Below are 17,259 nucleotides of genomic sequence, written 5' to 3'. Positions count from 1 at the left end.
TCGATGACGGTAATGCTGTTCACTTAAGCTCTACATCGCCTGCATTGGGGCCGCTTTGCGGCCCTTTCGCGACACAAGGCCGCTCCCACGCTGATCGTGTACACCCCTATTTGAAGGGCGTGCGCGGACATTGTGGGAGCGGCCTTGTGTCGCGAAAGGGCTGCACAGCAGCCCCGGCATTCTTAAGTGAACAGCGTTACGTCGATGGCGGGCCTTTTTATTGCGCGCCGACGGCTGGCATACGGTATGGCACACGTTTTGTATTGTTTTTCGTTGCGTTTCAAACAGATAGCTTTTGCCGTTCTGTAACAAAACCCACGTAAGTTAGCCGCTCACGGGCCCAGGGAGTATGTTTGGAGATGAATGCAGCAAGTGAGTTGGCGTTGCCCCCATCGGCAGTGAATCACGAATCGCTCAAAATTTTGACGCAGTGGTTGAAACACCATGGAAGCAAACGGGTCAGGACGACCGATCCACGCCGTCTCTTGCATGGGCGATATCCGCAAGGCCTGATCAGTGATGCCGAGCTCGACGCGCTCATGGCTGTATGGCATTGAGCGGGCAGGGCATCCAGACACAATAAAAAACGCCAGCGTGGTTACGCTGGCGTTTTTGTTTTCGGGGTTGGGGCAACAGTACGCGATACCTGTAGGAGCGGGCTTGCCCCGCGAAGAGGCCGGCAGCCCCAACCCATCAAATGCTGCATGTCCCTGTCACCACCAGGCTAAGCCAATCCCCAGCTGACCCTATTCACTCCTCTTCACATCTGTATCTACTTATTAAAACCACGGCGCTTATCACAGTCTTGATCCCTTACCCAAGAGGCTGACCGTGGGAAAAATCAGCGCAGCCTGTAAGAGAAATTGACTAGCACATCGGCTGATCTCCATCGAAATGCCCTGGATCGCCTCGAAAATTTGGTTATATCGACATGCATTTCACGATTTTTTGACATTCTTGATCACACACGGATAGGATGCGGCCAACGCCTGCCGGCCATGACTTGGCCATGCTGCTGCGCACGGCCCGCCCCACGACCATTGGCGGTGCCTGCCAGTTGGATCCGCATAGCGTCGAACCTACGAAGGGGCGTTGGTTCCTGGCGTCAAAATGCAGAGCGTTTTTGATTAAGACATAAGGAAAAGAACAACATGTTGAAAACCAGGATCAGCCTCGTCGCATTGGCACTGATTGCCGCGACCCAGGCCCAGGCCAATGACCAGGCCGAGAGCAAGGGCTTCATCGAAGACAGCCACGCCAACGTTCTGCTGCGCAACGCTTACATGAACCGTGACAAGAAACACGGTACCGATGACCAGATCCAATGGGGTCAGGCAGTCATCGCCAACTTCTCCTCCGGCTTCACCCAAGGCACCGTCGGTGTCGGCGTCGACGCCTTCGGTCTGTACGCCTTGCGTCTGGACGGCGGAAAGGGCCACAACGGTGGCGGCGGTATCGACTTCTTCAAGCGCGAAAACACCGTCGATGCACAAGGCAAGAGCGCCGCGGCCAACGACCTCGCCCGTGGCGGTGCCGCGGTCAAGTTCCGCATCTCCAACACCGTGCTGAAGTACGGTGACCAGATGCCGGCCCTGCCGGTCCTGCAGTACGACGACGCCCGCCTGCTGCCAGAAAGCTTCACCGGCACCCTGATCACCTCCAAGGAGATCGAAGGCCTGGAGCTGAACGCCGGTCGCTTCACCCAGGAAGTGCGCAAGAGCGCCCAGCACCGTGACAGCGGTGGCCTGAAGTCGATCAACGTGCTCGGTGGTAGCTACAAGTTCACCGACAACTTCACCGCTTCGCTGTACACCGCAGACAACGAAGACGTGATGCAGAAGCACTACCTGGGCTTGAACTACGTCTTCCCGATCGCCGCTGACCAGTCGCTGACTCTGGACTTCAACGGCTACAAGTCGGACATCAACAACAAGTACGTACGTGCCGCTGGCCTGAACGGCGACTCCAACACCATCTGGAGCCTGGCAGCCACCTACGCCTACGGCGCGCACTCGTTCACCCTGGCGCACCAGCGCAGCACCGGCAGCACTGGCTACAACTACGGCTGGTACCAGAACGAAGGCGGCGTGGGTGACGGTGGTTCGACCATCTACCTGGCCAACTCGTACTGGTCTGACTTCAACGCTGAAGACGAGCGTTCCTGGCAACTGGGCTACGGCCTGGACTTCGGTGCGTTCGGCGTGCCTGGCCTGACCTACAAGCTGGCCTACGTAGTGGGTGACAACATCAACACCCGCAACCTGAGCAACCCGCAAGGCTTCGGCGAAGGTAAAGAGCGCGAGATCTTCAACCAGGTCCGTTACGTCGTTCAGGACGGCCCGGCCAAAGACCTCTCGGTCAAGCTGCGTAGCTCCTTCCTGCGTACCAACAACGCAGTGCAGCAGAACGGCTACAACGACGACGGCAACGAAGTCCGCATCTTCGTCGAGTACCCGATCAGCATCTTCTGATACTGACCTGGCGTCTCCAGCAGCCCCGGCCTATGCCGGGGCTGTTTCGTTTTCGGAGTTATGCAAATGCCATAAGCAGCCCCGCCCTATGCCGGGGTATTTCGTTTTCGGGGTATGCAAGTGCCATAAGCAGCCCCACCCTCCTGTAGGAGCGGGCTTGCCCCGCGAAGAGGCCAGCCCAGGCGACGAGGGTATATGGCACCGGCTTCGCCGGTGTTCGCGGGGCAAGCCCGCTCCTACAGGAGAGTGGGGAAAGGCAGAGGGATGGCGGAGAATGGAAGCGGGATGGCGAAAGCAGGATACTGGCCAAGCCCCGCAGTACTGTCCTCGCAAGGCCTAATTGGCCTGTCCCTTGGGCAGCAGCACACTGACCCGCAAACCACCCCCCTCGCGGTTTTTCAGCAACAACTCACCGCCATGGCTGGCCGCGATCCGCTGGGCGATGCTCAGGCCCAGGCCATACCCTCCCGAAGCCTGGTTGCGCGAGCCTTCGCCGCGCACGAACGGCTCGGTAATGCTGTCCAGCTGCGCCGCCGCGATCCCCGGCCCGCGGTCGTCGATGTGGATAAACACCCCGCTAATGGCCGTTTCCAGGGTCACCGAGACCTGGTTGGCGTAACGCAGGGCATTCACCAGCAGATTCTGCAGGCAACGCTGCATCAGCAGTGCATCGACCTCGACCGTGCCCGCCTGGCCGTGCACCGGTAATGGCTCGTCCGCAGTGGCCAGCTCGGCACACTGACGCGCCACCAACCGGTCCAGATCCACCTGCTGCAAATTTTGCTGCTCGCCGGCACGCAGGTAATCCAGCACCTGGCCGATCATCCCGTCCATCTGCACGATGTTCTGCCGCAGGCGCTCCTTGTGCTCGCTCTCGGCCAGCCGCTCCAGGCGCAGGCGCATCCGCGTCAGCGGGGTGCGCAGGTCGTGCGAGACCGCCGCGAGAAAATACGCCTTGTCGTTGACCATGGCGATCAACCGTTGCTGCATGGCGTTGAAGGCCTGGGCGGCCTGGCGCACTTCCTCGGGGCCATCCAGCGGTAACGGCGCCTGCTCCAGGTTGCTGCCCAAACCGCGCGCTGCATCGGCCAGCCGGCGCAGCGGTCGCAGGCACAGGCGCACGGCAACAAGGCACACCAGCAGCACCGCGACGATGCGCAGGGCATACACCCGCAGCAGGTAGTCGCTGATCAACGCCCACGCCGATTCACCGCTCCAGCCCTGCAGCTCCTCGCCATCAATCGTCAACCAATGGCCGTCGGCCAGCGGCACGGCAAACTGGATGTGCGCCTGGGCCGTGCGCAAGCCAAACAGGCTGCGCCAGACAATCGGCTGGCCGAGTTCATCAGTGAGCTGCACCTTGAGCAGGCGCGCCTGGGCGTCACGGCCCAACTCATAGGCCAGCGCTTGCTGCAGCAGTAGCTCTATTCGGTGACGGCCGCGACGGTTATCCGGTTGAGCGTCGGGCGGGGCTTCGGCGCAGCGCAGGCGGTAGTGATTGGGCAACGTCAGCGTGCCGGCATGGCAGTCCGCCTGGGCGATCAACGGCGCACTGCGCGCGGCGATCAAGCGCACCGGCGCTTCCAGTACCTGCGCAAAGCGCACATCGAACCAGATGCTGCTGGACATCAGCTGGATCAACAACGTGCCGCTGACCATGATCAACAGCAACTGGCCGAACAGGGTCTTTGGCCACAGGCGGCGCAGTGCGGCCGGCAGGCGCATGTCAGTTAGGCGCGCCGGTCAGCAGATAGCCTTCGTTGCGGATGGTGAGGATCTGCACCGCGCCTCCTGGGCTGCGCCGCAACTGCTGGCGCAGGCGACTGATGCACATGTCTACCGAGCGGTCATCGGGCAGGTGATCCCGGCCAAACGCGCTGCGTGTCAGCAGGTCGCGCGACACCACACGGTTGTTGGCATCGAGCAGCTCGCGCAGTACCCGGTAGTCGGAGCGCGGCAACGACAGCGCCTGGCCGTCGGGGCAGGTCAGCAGGCGCTTGATGTGATCGAGACGGTAGCCGGCGAAGCTCTGTTCGTCTATCGGCGCGTCTTCGACGGGCGGCTCGAGGCGTTGCGGACGGCGCAGCACGGCCTTGATCCGGGCGATCAGCTCGCGCGGCTCGAACGGTTTCGACAGGTAGTCATCCGCACCCACTTCGAGGCCGATGATGCGGTCGAAGGTACTGCCCTTGGCCGACAGCATGATCACCGCCAGACCCGGCTGGGCCTGCAATTGCCGACACAGGCTCAAGCCATCCTCGCCGGGCAGCATCAGGTCGAGTACCACCAGGTCGACCTTGTGCTGCGCCAACTGCTCGCGCATCTGCTCGCCATCCGCAGCCGGCAGCACGGCATAACCCGCATCGCTCAGGTAATCGCAGAGAAGTTCGCGGATTTCATCGTCATCGTCGACGACCAGCAGGGTGGTGCTCATTGCCTATGTACCTGTTCATCGAGCGCCAGCAGTGCTCATTACATTCGATTACATACCCGTACATGCCGGGCATGGAGTGCGGTGGGCGCAGGCCTAGAATCCTACCAAAAAATCATCTGCGAATACGACGCTTTCCCAATGACGAAGAGCATCATGAACAACATGTCATCCTTTGCCCGTGGCGCCAGTCGCCTCACCCCGCTTGCTTTATGCATTGCTGCAGCCTGCAGTGCGAACGCCTCGGCTGCCGACAGCCAGCCACTGGAGCTGGATGCTACACAGATTGAAGACAGCACGCTGTTATCTGCCGACGCGGCCGGCCAACTCGGTTACACAGTCGAGAGCTCGCGCAGCTCCACGGGCCTGAAGCTGACGCCCAGACAGACCCCGCAGTCGGTCACCAGCATCACGCGGCAACAAATGGACGACCGCGATATCCACTCGATCGAACAGGCATTGGAAACCACCCCTGGGGTCAGCGCGAGCAAGATGGAAGTCGGCGGGCGCACCGACTTCCGTGCCCGCGGTTATTCGATCTCCAACTGGAAGGTCGACGGCTTGCAGTTTCCCGGCGGCTCTGACTTCAGTGGCGGTGGCAATGCGCTGAACATGGACCTGTACGAACGCATCGACATCGTCCGCGGCGCCAACGGCCTGCTCGGCGGCACCGGTGACCCTTCGGCGACCGTCAACCTGATCCGCAAGGCGCCAACCAAGACCTTCGGCGGCAGCGCCTACGCCACCTATGGCAGCTGGGACAAACGCCGTATGGGCGCCGACCTGAACCTGCCGCTGTCTGCCGATGGCCGCCTGCGCTCGCGCTTCGTCATGACCCAGCAGGACGGCAACTCGTTCCGCGACAACCAGTCCGAACGCTCCCGCGCGGCCCTGGCCAACTTCGAGTTCGACCTGGACGACGCCACCACCCTCGGCGCCGGTTATCAGTACGAATACAGCAAAGTGGTCGGCGGCGGCTGGGGGGCGAACATTCCCATCTGGTACCGCGACGGCAGCAAGACCGACCTGCCGCGCAGCACCAACGTGGTACCGAGCTGGAGTTTTGGCGAGTACATCACCCGCACCACCTTTGGCTCGCTCAAACACAACTTCGACAACGACTGGACGCTGGACCTCAAGCTTGCCCAGAGCGAAGGCGAGACGCTCAATCACCGTGGCCTGGCCAAGGTCAACTCGGCCGGCCGCGGCAGCTATGGCGGCTACTGGCAGCAGGATGGCAGTGGCGCCGTGCTCAACGGCCTGCACAGCTCCACCGACACCACCCAGCAGTCGGCGCAGATCGACTTGTCGGGCCCGTTCCAGCTGTTTGGCCGCACCCATCAGGCGATGGTCGGCTACAACGACAGCCGCACCGTGGCCTGGTCGCCGCAGTACACCTGCACCATGGTCGGCGATGGCCAAGCCAGTGCGCCTGCGCTGGGCTGCCAGTTCCGCGCCAACAATGGCCTGCCGGTGAGCAATTGGGGCAATGGCGTGGACAGCGACTACGACATGCTCGCCTCGCGCACTGGCCTCCACAGCAAGACCACCACCCGCCTGCAAGGCATGTACGCCGCCACCCGCCTGAGCATTACCGACCCGCTGTCGGTGATCGCCGGCGTGCGCAGCACCGACTACTCGGCAACCACCCGCAGCGTTGCCGACGTGCGCAGCAACCAGCAGAACCACGGCATCGTCACGCCGTACCTGGGCGTGGTCTACGACCTCAACGACAGCTACTCGCTGTATGCCAGCTACACCGACATCTTCAACCCGCAAAGCGCAGAGACCGTCAGCGGCACCAAGGTCGAGCCGATTCGTGGCCAGAGCTACGAGACCGGTATCAAGGGCGCCTGGCTGGACGGCCGCCTGAACGCCTCGGCGGCCTACTTCCGCACCAAGCAGCAGAACAAGGCGGTGCTGGACGACGGCCAGCTGACGCCGACTGGCAGTGACGCCTACACCACGGGTAGCGGGCAGGAAACTGATGGTATCGACCTGGAGGTTGCGGGCGCGCTGACTGATAGCTGGAATGTTTATGCCGGTTATACCTACCTGCATTTCCGTCGTGTCGACAGCGATGGGCGCAGTGACCCTTCGCACTTGTTCAAGGCATCGACTACCTATCGGTTGTCTGGGCCGCTGGATCGGCTGACCGTGGGCGCTGGGGTGTCTGCGCAGAGCAACATCCGCGCGATTTCCAGCCCGGCTGGGCAGCCGGTTAATGGCGCGAGTTCGGGGGCTACGGATGTGAACTGGTCGGGGTATGCGATCTGGAATGCCATGGCCAAGTATCAGCTGACTGACGATACCTCGGTCAGCCTCAATGCCAATAACCTGTTTGATAAGCACTACTACAGCAACTATGGGTTCTATGCAGGGGCTATTTATGGCGATCCGCGGAACATGTCGCTGACGGTGAGTACGGCGTTTTGAGGTCTGCGTAATACGCTGACCTGCTCATAAAGGCCAGCATTGCTGGGGGCGCATAGCGCCCCTTTCGCGACACAAGTTTCTCTCACAGAACTAACGCTAACTCATCGATTTAATCGCACCCTGAACGCTACTTCATCGATCTGATCGAACCCTGTAGGAGCGGGCTTGCCCCGCGAAACCGGCGAAGCCGGTGCCATACACCACCCCAACTGGACCGGCCTCTTCGCAGGCTAAGCCGGATCGCCGCCCCGCCCCTCCTCTAGGGTATGCGCGGACTGTGTGTGAGCAACTGTCCTGCACAAAACCTAAAAGCTGGCGCCATCATTGTGGGAGCGGCCTTGTGTCGCGAAAGGGCTGCAAAGCAGCCCCGGCATACGCAACCCAGACGCAAATTGATTAGCGTGCGCCTTGGGTAACAGACGGAGCATGCGGTGCTGTGGATAACCCCACAGCGGGTTTGCGCCGGTTGCCGTATCGCCAAATTGGCGATACGATCAGGCCATGTCTACCAAATATCGATTTCGCGACAAGTACCGCATTGAGCTAAGGGAAAGGGATCATCTACCACCGCACGTTCACCTTACGGGCGGTGGTGTGGACGTGGTGATCAGTCTGGAATCTTTGACTGTTACCCAAGGCAGAGCACCTGCCAAAGTGGTGCAAGAAGCCCTGGCTTGGGTCGCGACCCATCAGGTCGATTTGTTGAAGGAGTGGATGAAATGGCATCGATGAAACGTCCGCGTCTGAAGGGTGTGCAGCCTAGATCGGGCGCCAACCTTGAGCTTACCTTTACCAATGGTCAGCATTTCACCCTGGATATGAGCGATGCGCTCAAGGCGTATCCAGGATTGGCGCCCCTGTCCAAGCAAAACGCGTTTGAAGGGGTCGTATTGGGCGACGGGGGATGGTCGGTGGAGTGGCCGACGCTGGATATTCAGATTGGTGCGGATACCCTGCTGCTGGACGCGCTTGCCCAGAACGCCCCTGATGAAAATACCCGAATTTTCATTCGCTGGCGTCTGCGCCACCGGATGACGCTCGACCAGGCTGCCGAAGCGCTGGGAGTCAGCGCCCGTAGCATCAGCCGCTATAGCAGTGGTCGTGATGCGGTTCCGCGCACATTGGCGCTGGCTTGCCTGGGGTGGGAGATCTTGGAGCAGAGAGCCGCCTGACAGGACGTTTTGAGTTCTGTCGGAGGGCTTGAAATTTTCGCTGTTCTGGTCTGAGATTGCCGGGGCCGCTCTGCGGCCTATCGCGGCACAAGGCCGCTCCCATAGAAGACGCGGCGTGCTGCGAATCCAGTTCTCTACGATGGCTGCCTCGTAGCGTGAGCCAGCTCATTTCCTACGATTTGAAATGCACCCGTGCGGTTGTGTGCCCGTCTCGCGCAAGGCTGGGGGAATTCGCCAACTGAGCCCTATCGCGAAGCTGAAAGCAAAAAAAGGCCCACGTTTCGGTGAGCCTCTTGAGTACTACGTATGGTGCGGCACCAGGAATCGAACCCGGGACCTACTGATTACAAGCCGTTTGCTCTGATGATTTCTGAGAAGTCACCGATTCTCATGGGGTGCCGTGATTACCAGAGAAGACCAGTTATAGCGCCGGTTTGATGTCTTTCTATGTTTCACCCGATAGCGTACCTTTGCATCGAAAACGGGGATCGAACGGGGAAAACGTGGAGGTAACGGGGAAAAATGGCTAAACGCATGCGCATGACTGAGATGGAGGCATACTCCGTAAAGACCCGACAGTCTGAACCGGTGGGTTCTCGTGGAAAGGGCACTCTGCTTCTTGAGCGCAAAGCATCAGGTGCAATCCAGGCCTATTACCGAGAGCGCACACCTGACAGCGACAAAAGGCTGGTGCTGGGGACGCTCTCGAAGAAGCCCCGTGTAGGGACAGGTGAGCATACCCTTGATGGAATCCGGGCCGAGGCGATGCGTATCTCCGTTGAGGCCGCGGCTGCGGGAGGCCTAGCCAAGTACCTGGCGTATGTTGCTGAACAGAAAGCCGCAGCCGAAATCGAGCAAGAGAATGCGGCTGCGCGGATGGAGCAAGAGAGACTTGAACACTTGCGCTTGGCTGAGATAGACGCAGCCCGTGGCAGCTTCCATGACCTTTTCTTGGATTACATCGAGTCACGCCGGGTCAAGGCGACCATAGGCGTTGTGAAAGAGCTGGAGCGCTTGTTCAAGAGCAATCTGGAAACACCCCATCCCGAGATCATGCAGATGAAGGCCCGGGATGTTCGATCAGAGCATATCCTCACCATCCTCAACCCGATCTGGAATCGTGGCTCCAAGGTCCAAGCGGATCGGATGCGTTCTTTCCTCGTCGCGGCATTCAATCATGGCTTAACAGTTGAGAGCGTCGTAGGACGCTCAAATGCAAAGGTCTATAGCCTTGAGACCAACCCGGCTGCAATGGTGAAGGTGGAGAAGGTCTCCGCTCCTGTCGAACGGGCGCTTTCGGATGCAGAGCTGAAGCACTTTTGGCAGACGATCGAGAACACAGAAGGCATTGGTCCAGTGATGGCACTGCTGTTCAAGTTCGTGATCGCGACTGGTGGTCAGCGCATCAAGAACATCATCGAAACCACATGGGCTGACTACGACCTGGACGCGGGCACTGTCCTGCTCGTTCACCGGAAAGGCAGGGGCGGGCAGACCATGAGCCGGCCGCACCTTGTCCCGCTTTCGGATCGTGCGATCTCTATCATGCGGCGCGTGCTGGAAATCAGCGGTGACCATCAATGGCCTTGGACCACCCATGGCAAGCAGCCCTTCGTTATCAGTAGTCCGACCCATGCGATAGCGGATTGGATGGATTCCAAGCATGCTGTGGTCGATGGAGTGCGGATGTCGCCATTCTCGCCCCGTGACCTGCGCCGCACTTGCACCCAGCTTATGCAGCGGTGCGGTGTTGATGATCGCCTGTCTGACCTTCTGCAGGCGCATGGCCAAACAGGGGTTGTCTCGAAGCACTATCGGAATAACGCTGAAGCTGCGTTACCGGAGAAGCGCCGCGCACTTGAGCAATTTGAGCTCGGGTTGGCAGTTGTATTGGGCGAGCTGAAAACGAAAGATAGCAATGTGCTACCAATGCCTCGGCGTATCAAGAAAAACGCTGGGCCAAAGCCGTAACGCATGTCAGCGCCCCATTCTCGCAGTTGAAGAAGCCGGGCTGATTTAGCAGCTAAATTTTGAGCTCCCGCCTCAATCCACCATTCCATCCATAGATGCCTGGGCGCCGATGGTTTCAGCAGCGATGATGATCATCCAGGCGCGCTAGGCTGCTGCGTATCGCTCCTTGTTCACTTCCAAAGCCCATACGGGAACGAGGTCGGAACAGTGCATAACCGTGAATAGCAGCGAATAAGCCCAAATAAACAACGTCTAATATTACGCAGCGTTGTTAGTTGCCCGTAAGGCTCTTCTGCATCTGAAAAAAAAGCGCGCGCCACAAAATCGTACTTCATGGTTTTGTGGCGCGGCGTCACGGCTACTTGTCACAGATGAAAAAGAAGATCGGTGCGTGATTGTGAGATAAGGGCGAGCGAGGGACGCATGAGACCCTCATGAGGCCCTCAACAGGGACCAGTAAAACCGGGGGTTTCAGGGGCGTAATCTACCGCCTGTCGGATTTTCTGTCTGGGATCTCTGATATAGTTTTGCACGTATTGATACCTGTTGGGACGCATTGGGACGTATAGGGCCGTGTTTCAATCATGGGCTCTCAGTGCTCCGGATTTTTTATCCACAGGTAACTTGGAAAGTGCGGGAGAAAGTTGTTGCGAACACGAGAGCTGCGCCGTTAACATCCCGTCATCCGGCACCGAAGCGACATACTGAAAAGTGGTTGCAACTGCTGGGACGTTGGATCGCTGTCTGCAGGCAAAGAAAAGCCCCTGGTACTGCAATACCAGGGGCTGATTCGGGAAAGGGCGTTAGAGCGCCCTCTGTGCATAGCAGAGCCAATACACAAACCCCGAGGGGAGAAGCTTTTGAGTGGGCTTCAGAGGTTTACCGATAACGGTAAACTCGGGCGGACTGTAGTACCAACGGGAATATTGCGCAACACTGGGTCTCCATACAGGTGCGCGCTTTCCGATGATTTGCAGGTCGACCCCCTCGGTTTTTCCCGTGTAAGGAGAAATCGACAATGGCTCAAACCGCCATCAGCAAGACCGATCTGCCCCACCTGCCGGTTCCCGGCGCCCGCGCTACCGCAGCCCAGCTCTGCGCGAAGTATCAAGTCAGCCGCTCCACCTGGTGGCGGTGGTCCAAAACCCCCGGTTTCCCTGAGCCTATCCGCTTCGGTCGCTCCGTCCGATGGGAACCTGAGTCTGTCGAAAGCTTCCTGCGCAGCCAGGAGGCCTAACCCATGATGATCAATCAACTCTGCGTTGGCGCGGAGCAGGGATCGGCCGGCCTGGAAAAATCAGTTCTATCCCTTCCCGTACCCTTAAAAAATTTGGTGCATCCCCGCCAGATCGAGCAGGGACATCAGAGCGAGCGCGATCCAGCAGGCTGCGAAGGCGAGGGGGCATGAAAATGGCTGACACTCCGCCTCTCGATAGTGGTTGCTCAGCAAGCGACACCAGCGGCAGCGCGCAGCGTATTCGCTTGCTTGCCCATTTGCGCCAACACGGATCGATCAACACCTTCCAGGCCATCGCGCAGCTGAACATCGTGCGCCCGGGCGCGCGTATTGCCGAGCTTCGCGCCCTGGGTCACAAGATTGCTACTCATCTGAGCACGCTGAAAGATGACCATGGTCGGGATCATCGCAAAGTGGCCACGTACTTCCTAAGCGCTGGGCCGGCGCAGAAGGTGGTCGAATGATGCCGGCACTAAAGATCCACGTTGAACGGTCGATAATTCTGGTTGCAGGCAATTGTGATGCTCGGTATGGTTCGCCGGTCGCTGCAAATTCAGCGGCCGGGTTTGGCGACCCGACGAAATCAAGGCGCATAAGCGCCCCTATCACGATTGCAGGCGCTTTTTTTGTGCCCGCAGTCACGTGTTATGGCGGCTGTGCGCGGGAGACCCTTGGGTCTGCCGGGTTCCTTGATTCCCGGTTCGCCAACCTGCGTACAGCTGCCACCCTAAATCGTTTGGCGACGATCAGTGGCAGCTCCTCAAATCAAGGAGCTCGACCCATGCACGCCCTCAATCCGTCCAAAATCCGCGCACACGCCCACCGCCGTCTGGCCTTGGCCGCTCTTCGCGCAAACTCTTCCCTGTCTGTCCGTCTCGCCCGCTATAACCATCACGCCAAGATCGCCCGCGCCCTGGAAGGGCAAGGTGGTGCCCAGTGACTCACGCCCAGCAAGTCGCCGAGGTGGTTCAGGGCTTCATTCAGTCTCAAGTCGTGGTCACTATTCCTGGACAACAAGTGTTCCGCCTGCCCCCAGTGGTTGGGGTAAGCCTTGCAGGCGAGATCGCCACCTTGGTCAGTGCGGACTTTCCGAAAGCAGCTGTGAGCATCCTAGGCCGTTGCCGTGGCTCTTTGGTCGGCCTAGAAGACGCCATGCGTGCTTCAGATGAAGTCTGTGCCGCGCTGGAGCAGTGCCGGCGCCAGCCGAATCCAGGTGCGGCTCTGGTGGAACATTTCCAAATCGTCGCTCATGTCGGAGGTGCCCAATGACCATCTTCCCGACACCGGCTGTTCTTGAAGGTGAAGTGCTGCCTGAGGCGGTGCTTGAAGCGTTCGAGATGTGCCAAATGAACTTCGCCAGGGAGGAGCATCGCAAGCTGAAAGAAATCCTGCTGACGTTCGTGATCCCATCCATGGGCGGCTATGAGAATCAAGTGGCCCGCGACATTGCCCGGCACCTTGAGCAGATCCAGTCGTTCAGCGGTAATTATTGCTGGCGCCACCGCCACCTCGGTGCCTCGCATGGGGTCGTAGGCAAGCGTGCTGGCTTGGATGAGGAGGCTACGGTATGACTCCCCCTATCCAGATGCCTGATGACTGCCTAGACGAACTGCGAGACGTGCAAGGCATCCTTGTGTTGCTGAGCATGGCGCTGGCGGTGATCGCCTCACCTACCACGCCCGTCATCGTCGCCCGTGTTACCGCTGTGATGGCGCAGCACACCGCCATGGCCTGGGCCGAAGTGCTGGAAGACGTGATTGCCGAGCAAGGGGGTGACCTGTGAAGGCTAATTCCAAATCGACACGCACTGACCGCACGAAAAGCGCTGGCAAGCGTTCCCGCACCAAGGCCAAACAATTCGGCCTTCGCGCCCATCCCGAGAAAAGTGGTCCATGGGAGCGCTTGCCATTTGTTGGCCAGGATCACGGCGCACGGGAGGGAAACTGGGACGTGCCGATGACTGGAACATTTCTTGGTGGCGTGGAAGCCGGCAAATCCATCGCTCACGTCTATTTGAAATACCTCCGAGACGAGCGGGATAACCAGTTTTCACTTAGCGCCTCACTGCTGGCTTCAATGCTCTATTCGATGGCACTAAAGGAGCCATCGACCAGGGAAGAGCAAACCGCGCTCAATGGTCAGCGCGCTGGTTTCCTTGGAGAGCTATCCCGGTGGCTCGAGCAAGCTGCTGTCAGGCTGGGATCTGATCTTGATCGTCTGACAGAGCAACAGCTGATCGACAACGCAAATCGCTGGCTTGACCCCAGCACTTATCCGGCGAGCTTCAAGGAACTGAGCTAACAGCCCAGGAGAATTTAGGATGACGAATTTTCAACGCTGCCAATCGGCGGCGACGGGATCGGCTTGCCCGAAGAAAGCCGCTGAGCTGTTTTATGTGAGCCATCCGAAGGCCGATCGGAATTTGCTGGGGCCGTTCTTGAGCCTGGCCGACGCCGAGTGTGGGCGCGTAGTTTTGCGTAGTCCTGATGCGGTGGTGACGGCCTGCCGCGTCGAGTCGCTCGACGAGCTGACCTACTGGCACGCGTTGAACAATGGCCAAGTTTGCCGGACCTTCGCAGGCGCTGAAGGGGTGAACCATGAGTAAGGTCACTTCCATTCGACGCAAGGGTGCCGGTGGTCCGCCGCCTGCTGGCGCCTACATCGACAGCGCCAGCTACACGCTGCTGGTGGAGAGCCTGGTGGGGTTTCTGGAACTGCGCATTGCCGAGGGTGACGCTGGCCGTCACTGCCCTGAGCTGGAGCGCCTGACCAATCAACTGGAACGGCTGGCCAAGCGCTTCACGCCGCCGCAGGGGGCCGCATGACTGATCCTGTGATCTTGTTCCGCGACGTGCTCCAGTCGGCCTATGGTCTGCTCGACTGGTTACCACTGGACGATGGCGACATTCACCGCTTCCACGTCCCCGGCGACAAGCCCGGCACGCTCAATGGCTGGTACTGCCTGTTTGCTGATGGCATTGCCTCGGGCGCGTTCGGGAGCTGGAAGACGGGCGGCACCAACACTTGGTGTAGCCGTGAGCCGGTGGACGCCCGCGAAGCCGAGCAGGTGCGCCAGTGCATCGAGCAAGCCCGGCGCCAGCGGGAGGCCGAACGGCAGCGGCGCCAGCTTAGGGCGGCCGGCCTGGCGCAGCGCTGGTGGCGTGACGCCCGTCGTGCTGATCCGGCCCACCCCTACCTGATCGCTAAGTCCATTCGAGCTCACGGTTTGCGCCAGCGTGGTGACGACCTGCTGATCCCTCTGTACGCGGCTGGTGTGCTTGTGAACCTGCAACGGATCGCCCCAGATGGCGACAAGCGCTTCCTGTATGGCGGGCGAATCAAGGGCGCCTATTCGCCGCTGGGGCGCATCACCCCGGGCATGCCGCTGTGCATCTGCGAAGGCTGGGCTACGGGCGCCACGCTCCACGCAAGCGGCTACACGGTCGCCTGTGCGATGAACGCCGGGAACCTGAAACCGGTGGCACTGGCGCTGCGGGCCGACCACCCCGGCACCGAAATCATCATCGCCGGCGACGACGACCGCGAAACCGAGGCCGAAGGCAAGGGCAATCCGGGGCGCACCGCCGCCCATGAGGCCGCTGTCGCGTGTGGCGGTCTAGTGACCTTCCCCGAGTGGCCGGCCGACGCGCCGCTGTCCCTTTCCGACTTCAACGACCTCGCCGCCTGGAGGTGCCGCCATGCGCCCGCCTGATACCAACGTCATCAACCTGCGCCCCGAAGCCCCCAAAGTCGAGCCTGACCGCCCATGCTGGGGTGTGTATGAGCACTGGGTGACGAATGAGAAAGGTCGCAGGCTAAAACCCGGTGTGTACTGGCACGGCTTCAAGCGCAGCGCCGGCGACGACGACAGCGACGACGATAAGGCAGATCGCCCGATCACTGACGAGTGGATCGCCACGCCCGTGACCGTCGCCGCTCGCACCACCAACAGCGACGATGGCAGCGAAGGCCGGTTTCTGCGCCTGCTCACCGACAGCGGCACCAAGGAGTGGATCATTCCCATGGAGGTGTTCGGTGGGAGCGGCGAGGACGCAAGGCGGACGCTGTTCGGCATGGGCGTCATCATCGCCCTGAAGAAGCGCGGCCAGTTCATGGAGTACCTGCTGGACCAGCACCCTGCAGAGGTGTTCGCCACCACCTGCCGCCCCGGCTGGCATGAGTCAGGCGCCTTTGTGCTACCTGGGCGCACCATCGGCAGCGACAAAGTGCGCTATCAGGCCAGCGCCAAGGGGCAGAACCTTTTCAGCGTGCGCGGGAGCCTGGAGGGTTGGAAGATCGAGGTAGCGGCCAAGTGCGAGGGCAACCCGGTGCTGACCCTGGCCATCGGCTGCGCCCTCGCTGGCCCGCTGCTGAGCTTGGTTGGCGTGTTGGGTGGCGGTGTTCACCTGGTGGGCGACAGCTCCAGCGGCAAGTCGCTGGCGCAACTGATCGGCTCGTCCGTATGGGGCGACCCAGGCATCTTCGCTGCGTCCTGGGATATGACCAAGGGCGGACTGGAGATCGAGGCGTCCAGCCGCAACGACACCATGTTGCCCCTGGACGAGATCAAGCGGGCCGACCCGAAGCGCGTACAGGAGATGGCCTATTCGCTCGCCAACGGCCAGGGCAAGGGCACCATGACCCGTGACCGGGAGGCCCGCGGCAAACTGAGCTGGCGCCTGCTGGCGCTGTCCAGCGGTGAGCGCTCCCTATCCGAGCACGCGGCCATCAGCGGCAATGCTGCCCATGCTGGCGCCGAGCTGCGCATGGTCGACGTGAACGCCGGTACCCGCACGCACCGCGCCTTCGATGAATTGCACGGCCTGGAGGGCGCTGACTTCCACCGCCAGCTCACGGTGGCCGTAGGAGCGAACCATGGGCACATCGGGCCGGCCTTCGTTGAGAAGCTGCTGGCCAGCGATGACCGCCCCGGGCTGCTCGAGGACTTCGCCGGTATCCGCGCTCAATTCGTCGAGGACAACGCCCAGGCCGGGCGGGTGGCAGATCGTTTCGCGGTGATCGCCCTGGCCGGCGAAATGGCCATTGCCTACGACCTGCTGCCCTGGGCGCCAGGCACCGCTCTGGCCGACTGCCAACTGCTGTACGGCGAGTGGCTGAGCCGGGTGGGCGGTGGCAATGCCGAAGACCGCCAGATCCTGGCCGGCATCCTCGACTTCATCGACAAGCACGGCAGCAGCCGTTTTTCGGACGTAGAAGACCAGGCGCTGGACACCAAGGTGTTCAACCGCGCCGGGTACTGGGAGGTGGTCGGCGCCAAGCGGCTGTATCTGTTCAACAAGTCCGCACTGACCGAGGCCGCCCATGGTCACGGGCTGGCGCGGGTTGTGAAGGCGCTGGAAGGCGCTGGCGCTCTTGCCAAGCACGATACCGACCGGGACAGCCGCAGGACCAAGAAATACCGCCTGCCTGCTGGTGGGTCTGCCCGCCTGTATGTGATCGATCCCGACGCCATGGATAGCGAAGGCGGTGGCCTATGACCGTCATCACCACCCAACGCCAATGCCCGAATCCACAGGAACC

Annotated in this window: 19 protein-coding genes; 17 read left to right on the top strand and 2 right to left on the bottom strand. The window is 60.7% G+C overall.

Features of this window, described 5'->3' with window-relative positions; all coding sequences use genetic code 11:
• The first annotated feature begins 359 nt into the window (after positions 1 to 359).
• Positions 360 to 557 (top strand): hypothetical protein, encoded by a 198-nt coding sequence (locus tag J3B00_RS26490; RefSeq protein WP_245362463.1) that lies wholly within the window; start codon positions 360 to 362, stop codon positions 555 to 557.
• A 594-nt stretch (positions 558 to 1,151) separates the two neighbouring features.
• On the top strand, positions 1,152 to 2,471 hold the full coding sequence (locus J3B00_RS01050) for an OprD family porin (RefSeq protein ID WP_209862321.1): 1,320 nt from the start codon (positions 1,152 to 1,154) through the stop codon (positions 2,469 to 2,471).
• Between the two features lie 336 nt (positions 2,472 to 2,807).
• Here the strand turns inward: J3B00_RS01050 and J3B00_RS01045 are convergent, their stop codons facing one another.
• A complete protein-coding gene (locus J3B00_RS01045) occupies positions 2,808 to 4,196 on the bottom strand; it encodes an ATP-binding protein (protein ID WP_209862318.1) in 1,389 nt (462 codons plus the stop codon).
• Position 4,197: 1 nt separating this feature from the next.
• Positions 4,198 to 4,905 carry a response regulator transcription factor gene (locus tag J3B00_RS01040; RefSeq protein ID WP_209862315.1) on the bottom strand — a complete coding sequence of 236 codons (708 nt, stop codon included), beginning with the start codon at positions 4,903 to 4,905 and terminating at the stop codon, positions 4,198 to 4,200.
• A gap of 138 nt (positions 4,906 to 5,043) precedes the next feature.
• On the opposite strand from J3B00_RS01040, the gene J3B00_RS01035 reads away from it, so the two are divergent.
• From J3B00_RS01035 to J3B00_RS00965, 15 genes are all read left to right on the top strand, one after another.
• Positions 5,044 to 7,338: a TonB-dependent siderophore receptor gene (locus J3B00_RS01035; RefSeq protein ID WP_209862311.1), complete on the top strand. Its 2,295-nt coding sequence runs from the start codon at positions 5,044 to 5,046 to the stop codon at positions 7,336 to 7,338.
• Positions 7,339 to 7,839: 501 nt separating this feature from the next.
• Positions 7,840 to 8,070: a DUF4160 domain-containing protein gene (locus J3B00_RS01030; RefSeq protein ID WP_209862309.1), complete on the top strand. Its 231-nt coding sequence runs from the start codon at positions 7,840 to 7,842 to the stop codon at positions 8,068 to 8,070.
• Positions 8,058 to 8,510 carry a DUF2442 domain-containing protein gene (locus tag J3B00_RS01025; protein ID WP_209862306.1) on the top strand — a complete coding sequence of 151 codons (453 nt, stop codon included), beginning with the start codon at positions 8,058 to 8,060 and terminating at the stop codon, positions 8,508 to 8,510. Before J3B00_RS01030 ends, J3B00_RS01025 begins: the two co-directional genes overlap by 13 nt.
• A gap of 522 nt (positions 8,511 to 9,032) precedes the next feature.
• Positions 9,033 to 10,481, top strand: coding sequence for a site-specific integrase (locus tag J3B00_RS01020; RefSeq protein ID WP_209862303.1), 1,449 nt, complete (start codon positions 9,033 to 9,035; stop codon positions 10,479 to 10,481).
• 1,240 nt (positions 10,482 to 11,721) lie between these two features.
• Positions 11,722 to 11,889: a hypothetical protein gene (locus tag J3B00_RS01015; RefSeq protein ID WP_156351075.1), complete on the top strand. Its 168-nt coding sequence runs from the start codon at positions 11,722 to 11,724 to the stop codon at positions 11,887 to 11,889.
• Complete coding sequence (locus tag J3B00_RS01010) at positions 11,886 to 12,182, top strand: helix-turn-helix domain-containing protein (protein WP_209862300.1); 297 nt, start codon at positions 11,886 to 11,888, stop codon at positions 12,180 to 12,182. The genes J3B00_RS01015 and J3B00_RS01010 overlap by 4 nt, the downstream gene beginning before the upstream one ends.
• Positions 12,183 to 12,499: 317 nt before the next feature.
• Positions 12,500 to 12,658, top strand: coding sequence for a hypothetical protein (locus J3B00_RS01005; RefSeq protein WP_209862296.1), 159 nt, complete (start codon positions 12,500 to 12,502; stop codon positions 12,656 to 12,658).
• The gene (locus tag J3B00_RS01000) at positions 12,655 to 12,987 is read left to right on the top strand and encodes a hypothetical protein (protein WP_209862291.1); all 333 of its coding nucleotides are present in this window, start codon (positions 12,655 to 12,657) and stop codon (positions 12,985 to 12,987) included. Before J3B00_RS01005 ends, J3B00_RS01000 begins: the two co-directional genes overlap by 4 nt.
• The gene (locus J3B00_RS00995; protein ID WP_104833616.1) at positions 12,984 to 13,289 is read left to right on the top strand and encodes a hypothetical protein; all 306 of its coding nucleotides are present in this window, start codon (positions 12,984 to 12,986) and stop codon (positions 13,287 to 13,289) included. Before J3B00_RS01000 ends, J3B00_RS00995 begins: the two co-directional genes overlap by 4 nt.
• Entirely contained in the window at positions 13,286 to 13,501 is a 216-nt protein-coding gene (locus tag J3B00_RS00990) for a hypothetical protein (protein ID WP_209862288.1), read from the top strand. The genes J3B00_RS00995 and J3B00_RS00990 overlap by 4 nt, the downstream gene beginning before the upstream one ends.
• On the top strand, positions 13,498 to 14,019 hold the full coding sequence (locus tag J3B00_RS00985) for a hypothetical protein (protein ID WP_209862285.1): 522 nt from the start codon (positions 13,498 to 13,500) through the stop codon (positions 14,017 to 14,019). The genes J3B00_RS00990 and J3B00_RS00985 overlap by 4 nt, the downstream gene beginning before the upstream one ends.
• Before the next feature lie 19 nt (positions 14,020 to 14,038).
• Positions 14,039 to 14,323 (top strand): hypothetical protein, encoded by a 285-nt coding sequence (locus J3B00_RS00980; protein ID WP_209862282.1) that lies wholly within the window; start codon positions 14,039 to 14,041, stop codon positions 14,321 to 14,323.
• On the top strand, positions 14,316 to 14,543 hold the full coding sequence (locus J3B00_RS00975; protein WP_209862280.1) for a hypothetical protein: 228 nt from the start codon (positions 14,316 to 14,318) through the stop codon (positions 14,541 to 14,543). The genes J3B00_RS00980 and J3B00_RS00975 overlap by 8 nt, the downstream gene beginning before the upstream one ends.
• Positions 14,540 to 15,430 carry a toprim domain-containing protein gene (locus J3B00_RS00970; RefSeq protein ID WP_209862277.1) on the top strand — a complete coding sequence of 297 codons (891 nt, stop codon included), beginning with the start codon at positions 14,540 to 14,542 and terminating at the stop codon, positions 15,428 to 15,430. Before J3B00_RS00975 ends, J3B00_RS00970 begins: the two co-directional genes overlap by 4 nt.
• The gene (locus tag J3B00_RS00965) at positions 15,417 to 17,216 is read left to right on the top strand and encodes a DUF927 domain-containing protein (protein WP_209862274.1); all 1,800 of its coding nucleotides are present in this window, start codon (positions 15,417 to 15,419) and stop codon (positions 17,214 to 17,216) included. The genes J3B00_RS00970 and J3B00_RS00965 overlap by 14 nt, the downstream gene beginning before the upstream one ends.
• The last annotated feature ends 43 nt before the right edge of the window (positions 17,217 to 17,259 follow it).

It is taken from the genome of Pseudomonas sp. BP8 (assembly GCF_017875955.1).
GTDB lineage: Bacteria > Pseudomonadota > Gammaproteobacteria > Pseudomonadales > Pseudomonadaceae > Aquipseudomonas.
Note: the sequence above shows the minus strand (reverse complement) of the source record. Positions and strands in the feature narration are given on the sequence as shown.

What these genes read in the sequence shown, in the direction of transcription:
- J3B00_RS26490 (WP_245362463.1), top strand. Translation starts at nt 360, where the DNA reads ATGAATGCAGCAAGTGAGTTGGCGTTGCCCCCATCGGCAGTGAATCAC.
- J3B00_RS01050 (WP_209862321.1), top strand. Translation starts at nt 1,152, where the DNA reads ATGTTGAAAACCAGGATCAGCCTCGTCGCATTGGCACTGATTGCCGCG.
- J3B00_RS01045 (WP_209862318.1), bottom strand. Translation starts at nt 4,196, where the DNA reads ATGCGCCTGCCGGCCGCACTGCGCCGCCTGTGGCCAAAGACCCTGTTC.
- J3B00_RS01040 (WP_209862315.1), bottom strand. Translation starts at nt 4,905, where the DNA reads ATGAGCACCACCCTGCTGGTCGTCGACGATGACGATGAAATCCGCGAA.
- J3B00_RS01035 (WP_209862311.1), top strand. Translation starts at nt 5,044, where the DNA reads ATGACGAAGAGCATCATGAACAACATGTCATCCTTTGCCCGTGGCGCC.
- J3B00_RS01030 (WP_209862309.1), top strand. Translation starts at nt 7,840, where the DNA reads ATGTCTACCAAATATCGATTTCGCGACAAGTACCGCATTGAGCTAAGG.
- J3B00_RS01025 (WP_209862306.1), top strand. Translation starts at nt 8,058, where the DNA reads ATGGCATCGATGAAACGTCCGCGTCTGAAGGGTGTGCAGCCTAGATCG.
- J3B00_RS01020 (WP_209862303.1), top strand. Translation starts at nt 9,033, where the DNA reads ATGGCTAAACGCATGCGCATGACTGAGATGGAGGCATACTCCGTAAAG.
- J3B00_RS01015 (WP_156351075.1), top strand. Translation starts at nt 11,722, where the DNA reads ATGATGATCAATCAACTCTGCGTTGGCGCGGAGCAGGGATCGGCCGGC.
- J3B00_RS01010 (WP_209862300.1), top strand. Translation starts at nt 11,886, where the DNA reads ATGAAAATGGCTGACACTCCGCCTCTCGATAGTGGTTGCTCAGCAAGC.
- J3B00_RS01005 (WP_209862296.1), top strand. Translation starts at nt 12,500, where the DNA reads ATGCACGCCCTCAATCCGTCCAAAATCCGCGCACACGCCCACCGCCGT.
- J3B00_RS00995 (WP_104833616.1), top strand. Translation starts at nt 12,984, where the DNA reads ATGACCATCTTCCCGACACCGGCTGTTCTTGAAGGTGAAGTGCTGCCT.
- J3B00_RS00990 (WP_209862288.1), top strand. Translation starts at nt 13,286, where the DNA reads ATGACTCCCCCTATCCAGATGCCTGATGACTGCCTAGACGAACTGCGA.
- J3B00_RS00980 (WP_209862282.1), top strand. Translation starts at nt 14,039, where the DNA reads ATGACGAATTTTCAACGCTGCCAATCGGCGGCGACGGGATCGGCTTGC.
- J3B00_RS00975 (WP_209862280.1), top strand. Translation starts at nt 14,316, where the DNA reads ATGAGTAAGGTCACTTCCATTCGACGCAAGGGTGCCGGTGGTCCGCCG.
- J3B00_RS00970 (WP_209862277.1), top strand. Translation starts at nt 14,540, where the DNA reads ATGACTGATCCTGTGATCTTGTTCCGCGACGTGCTCCAGTCGGCCTAT.
- J3B00_RS00965 (WP_209862274.1), top strand. Translation starts at nt 15,417, where the DNA reads ATGCGCCCGCCTGATACCAACGTCATCAACCTGCGCCCCGAAGCCCCC.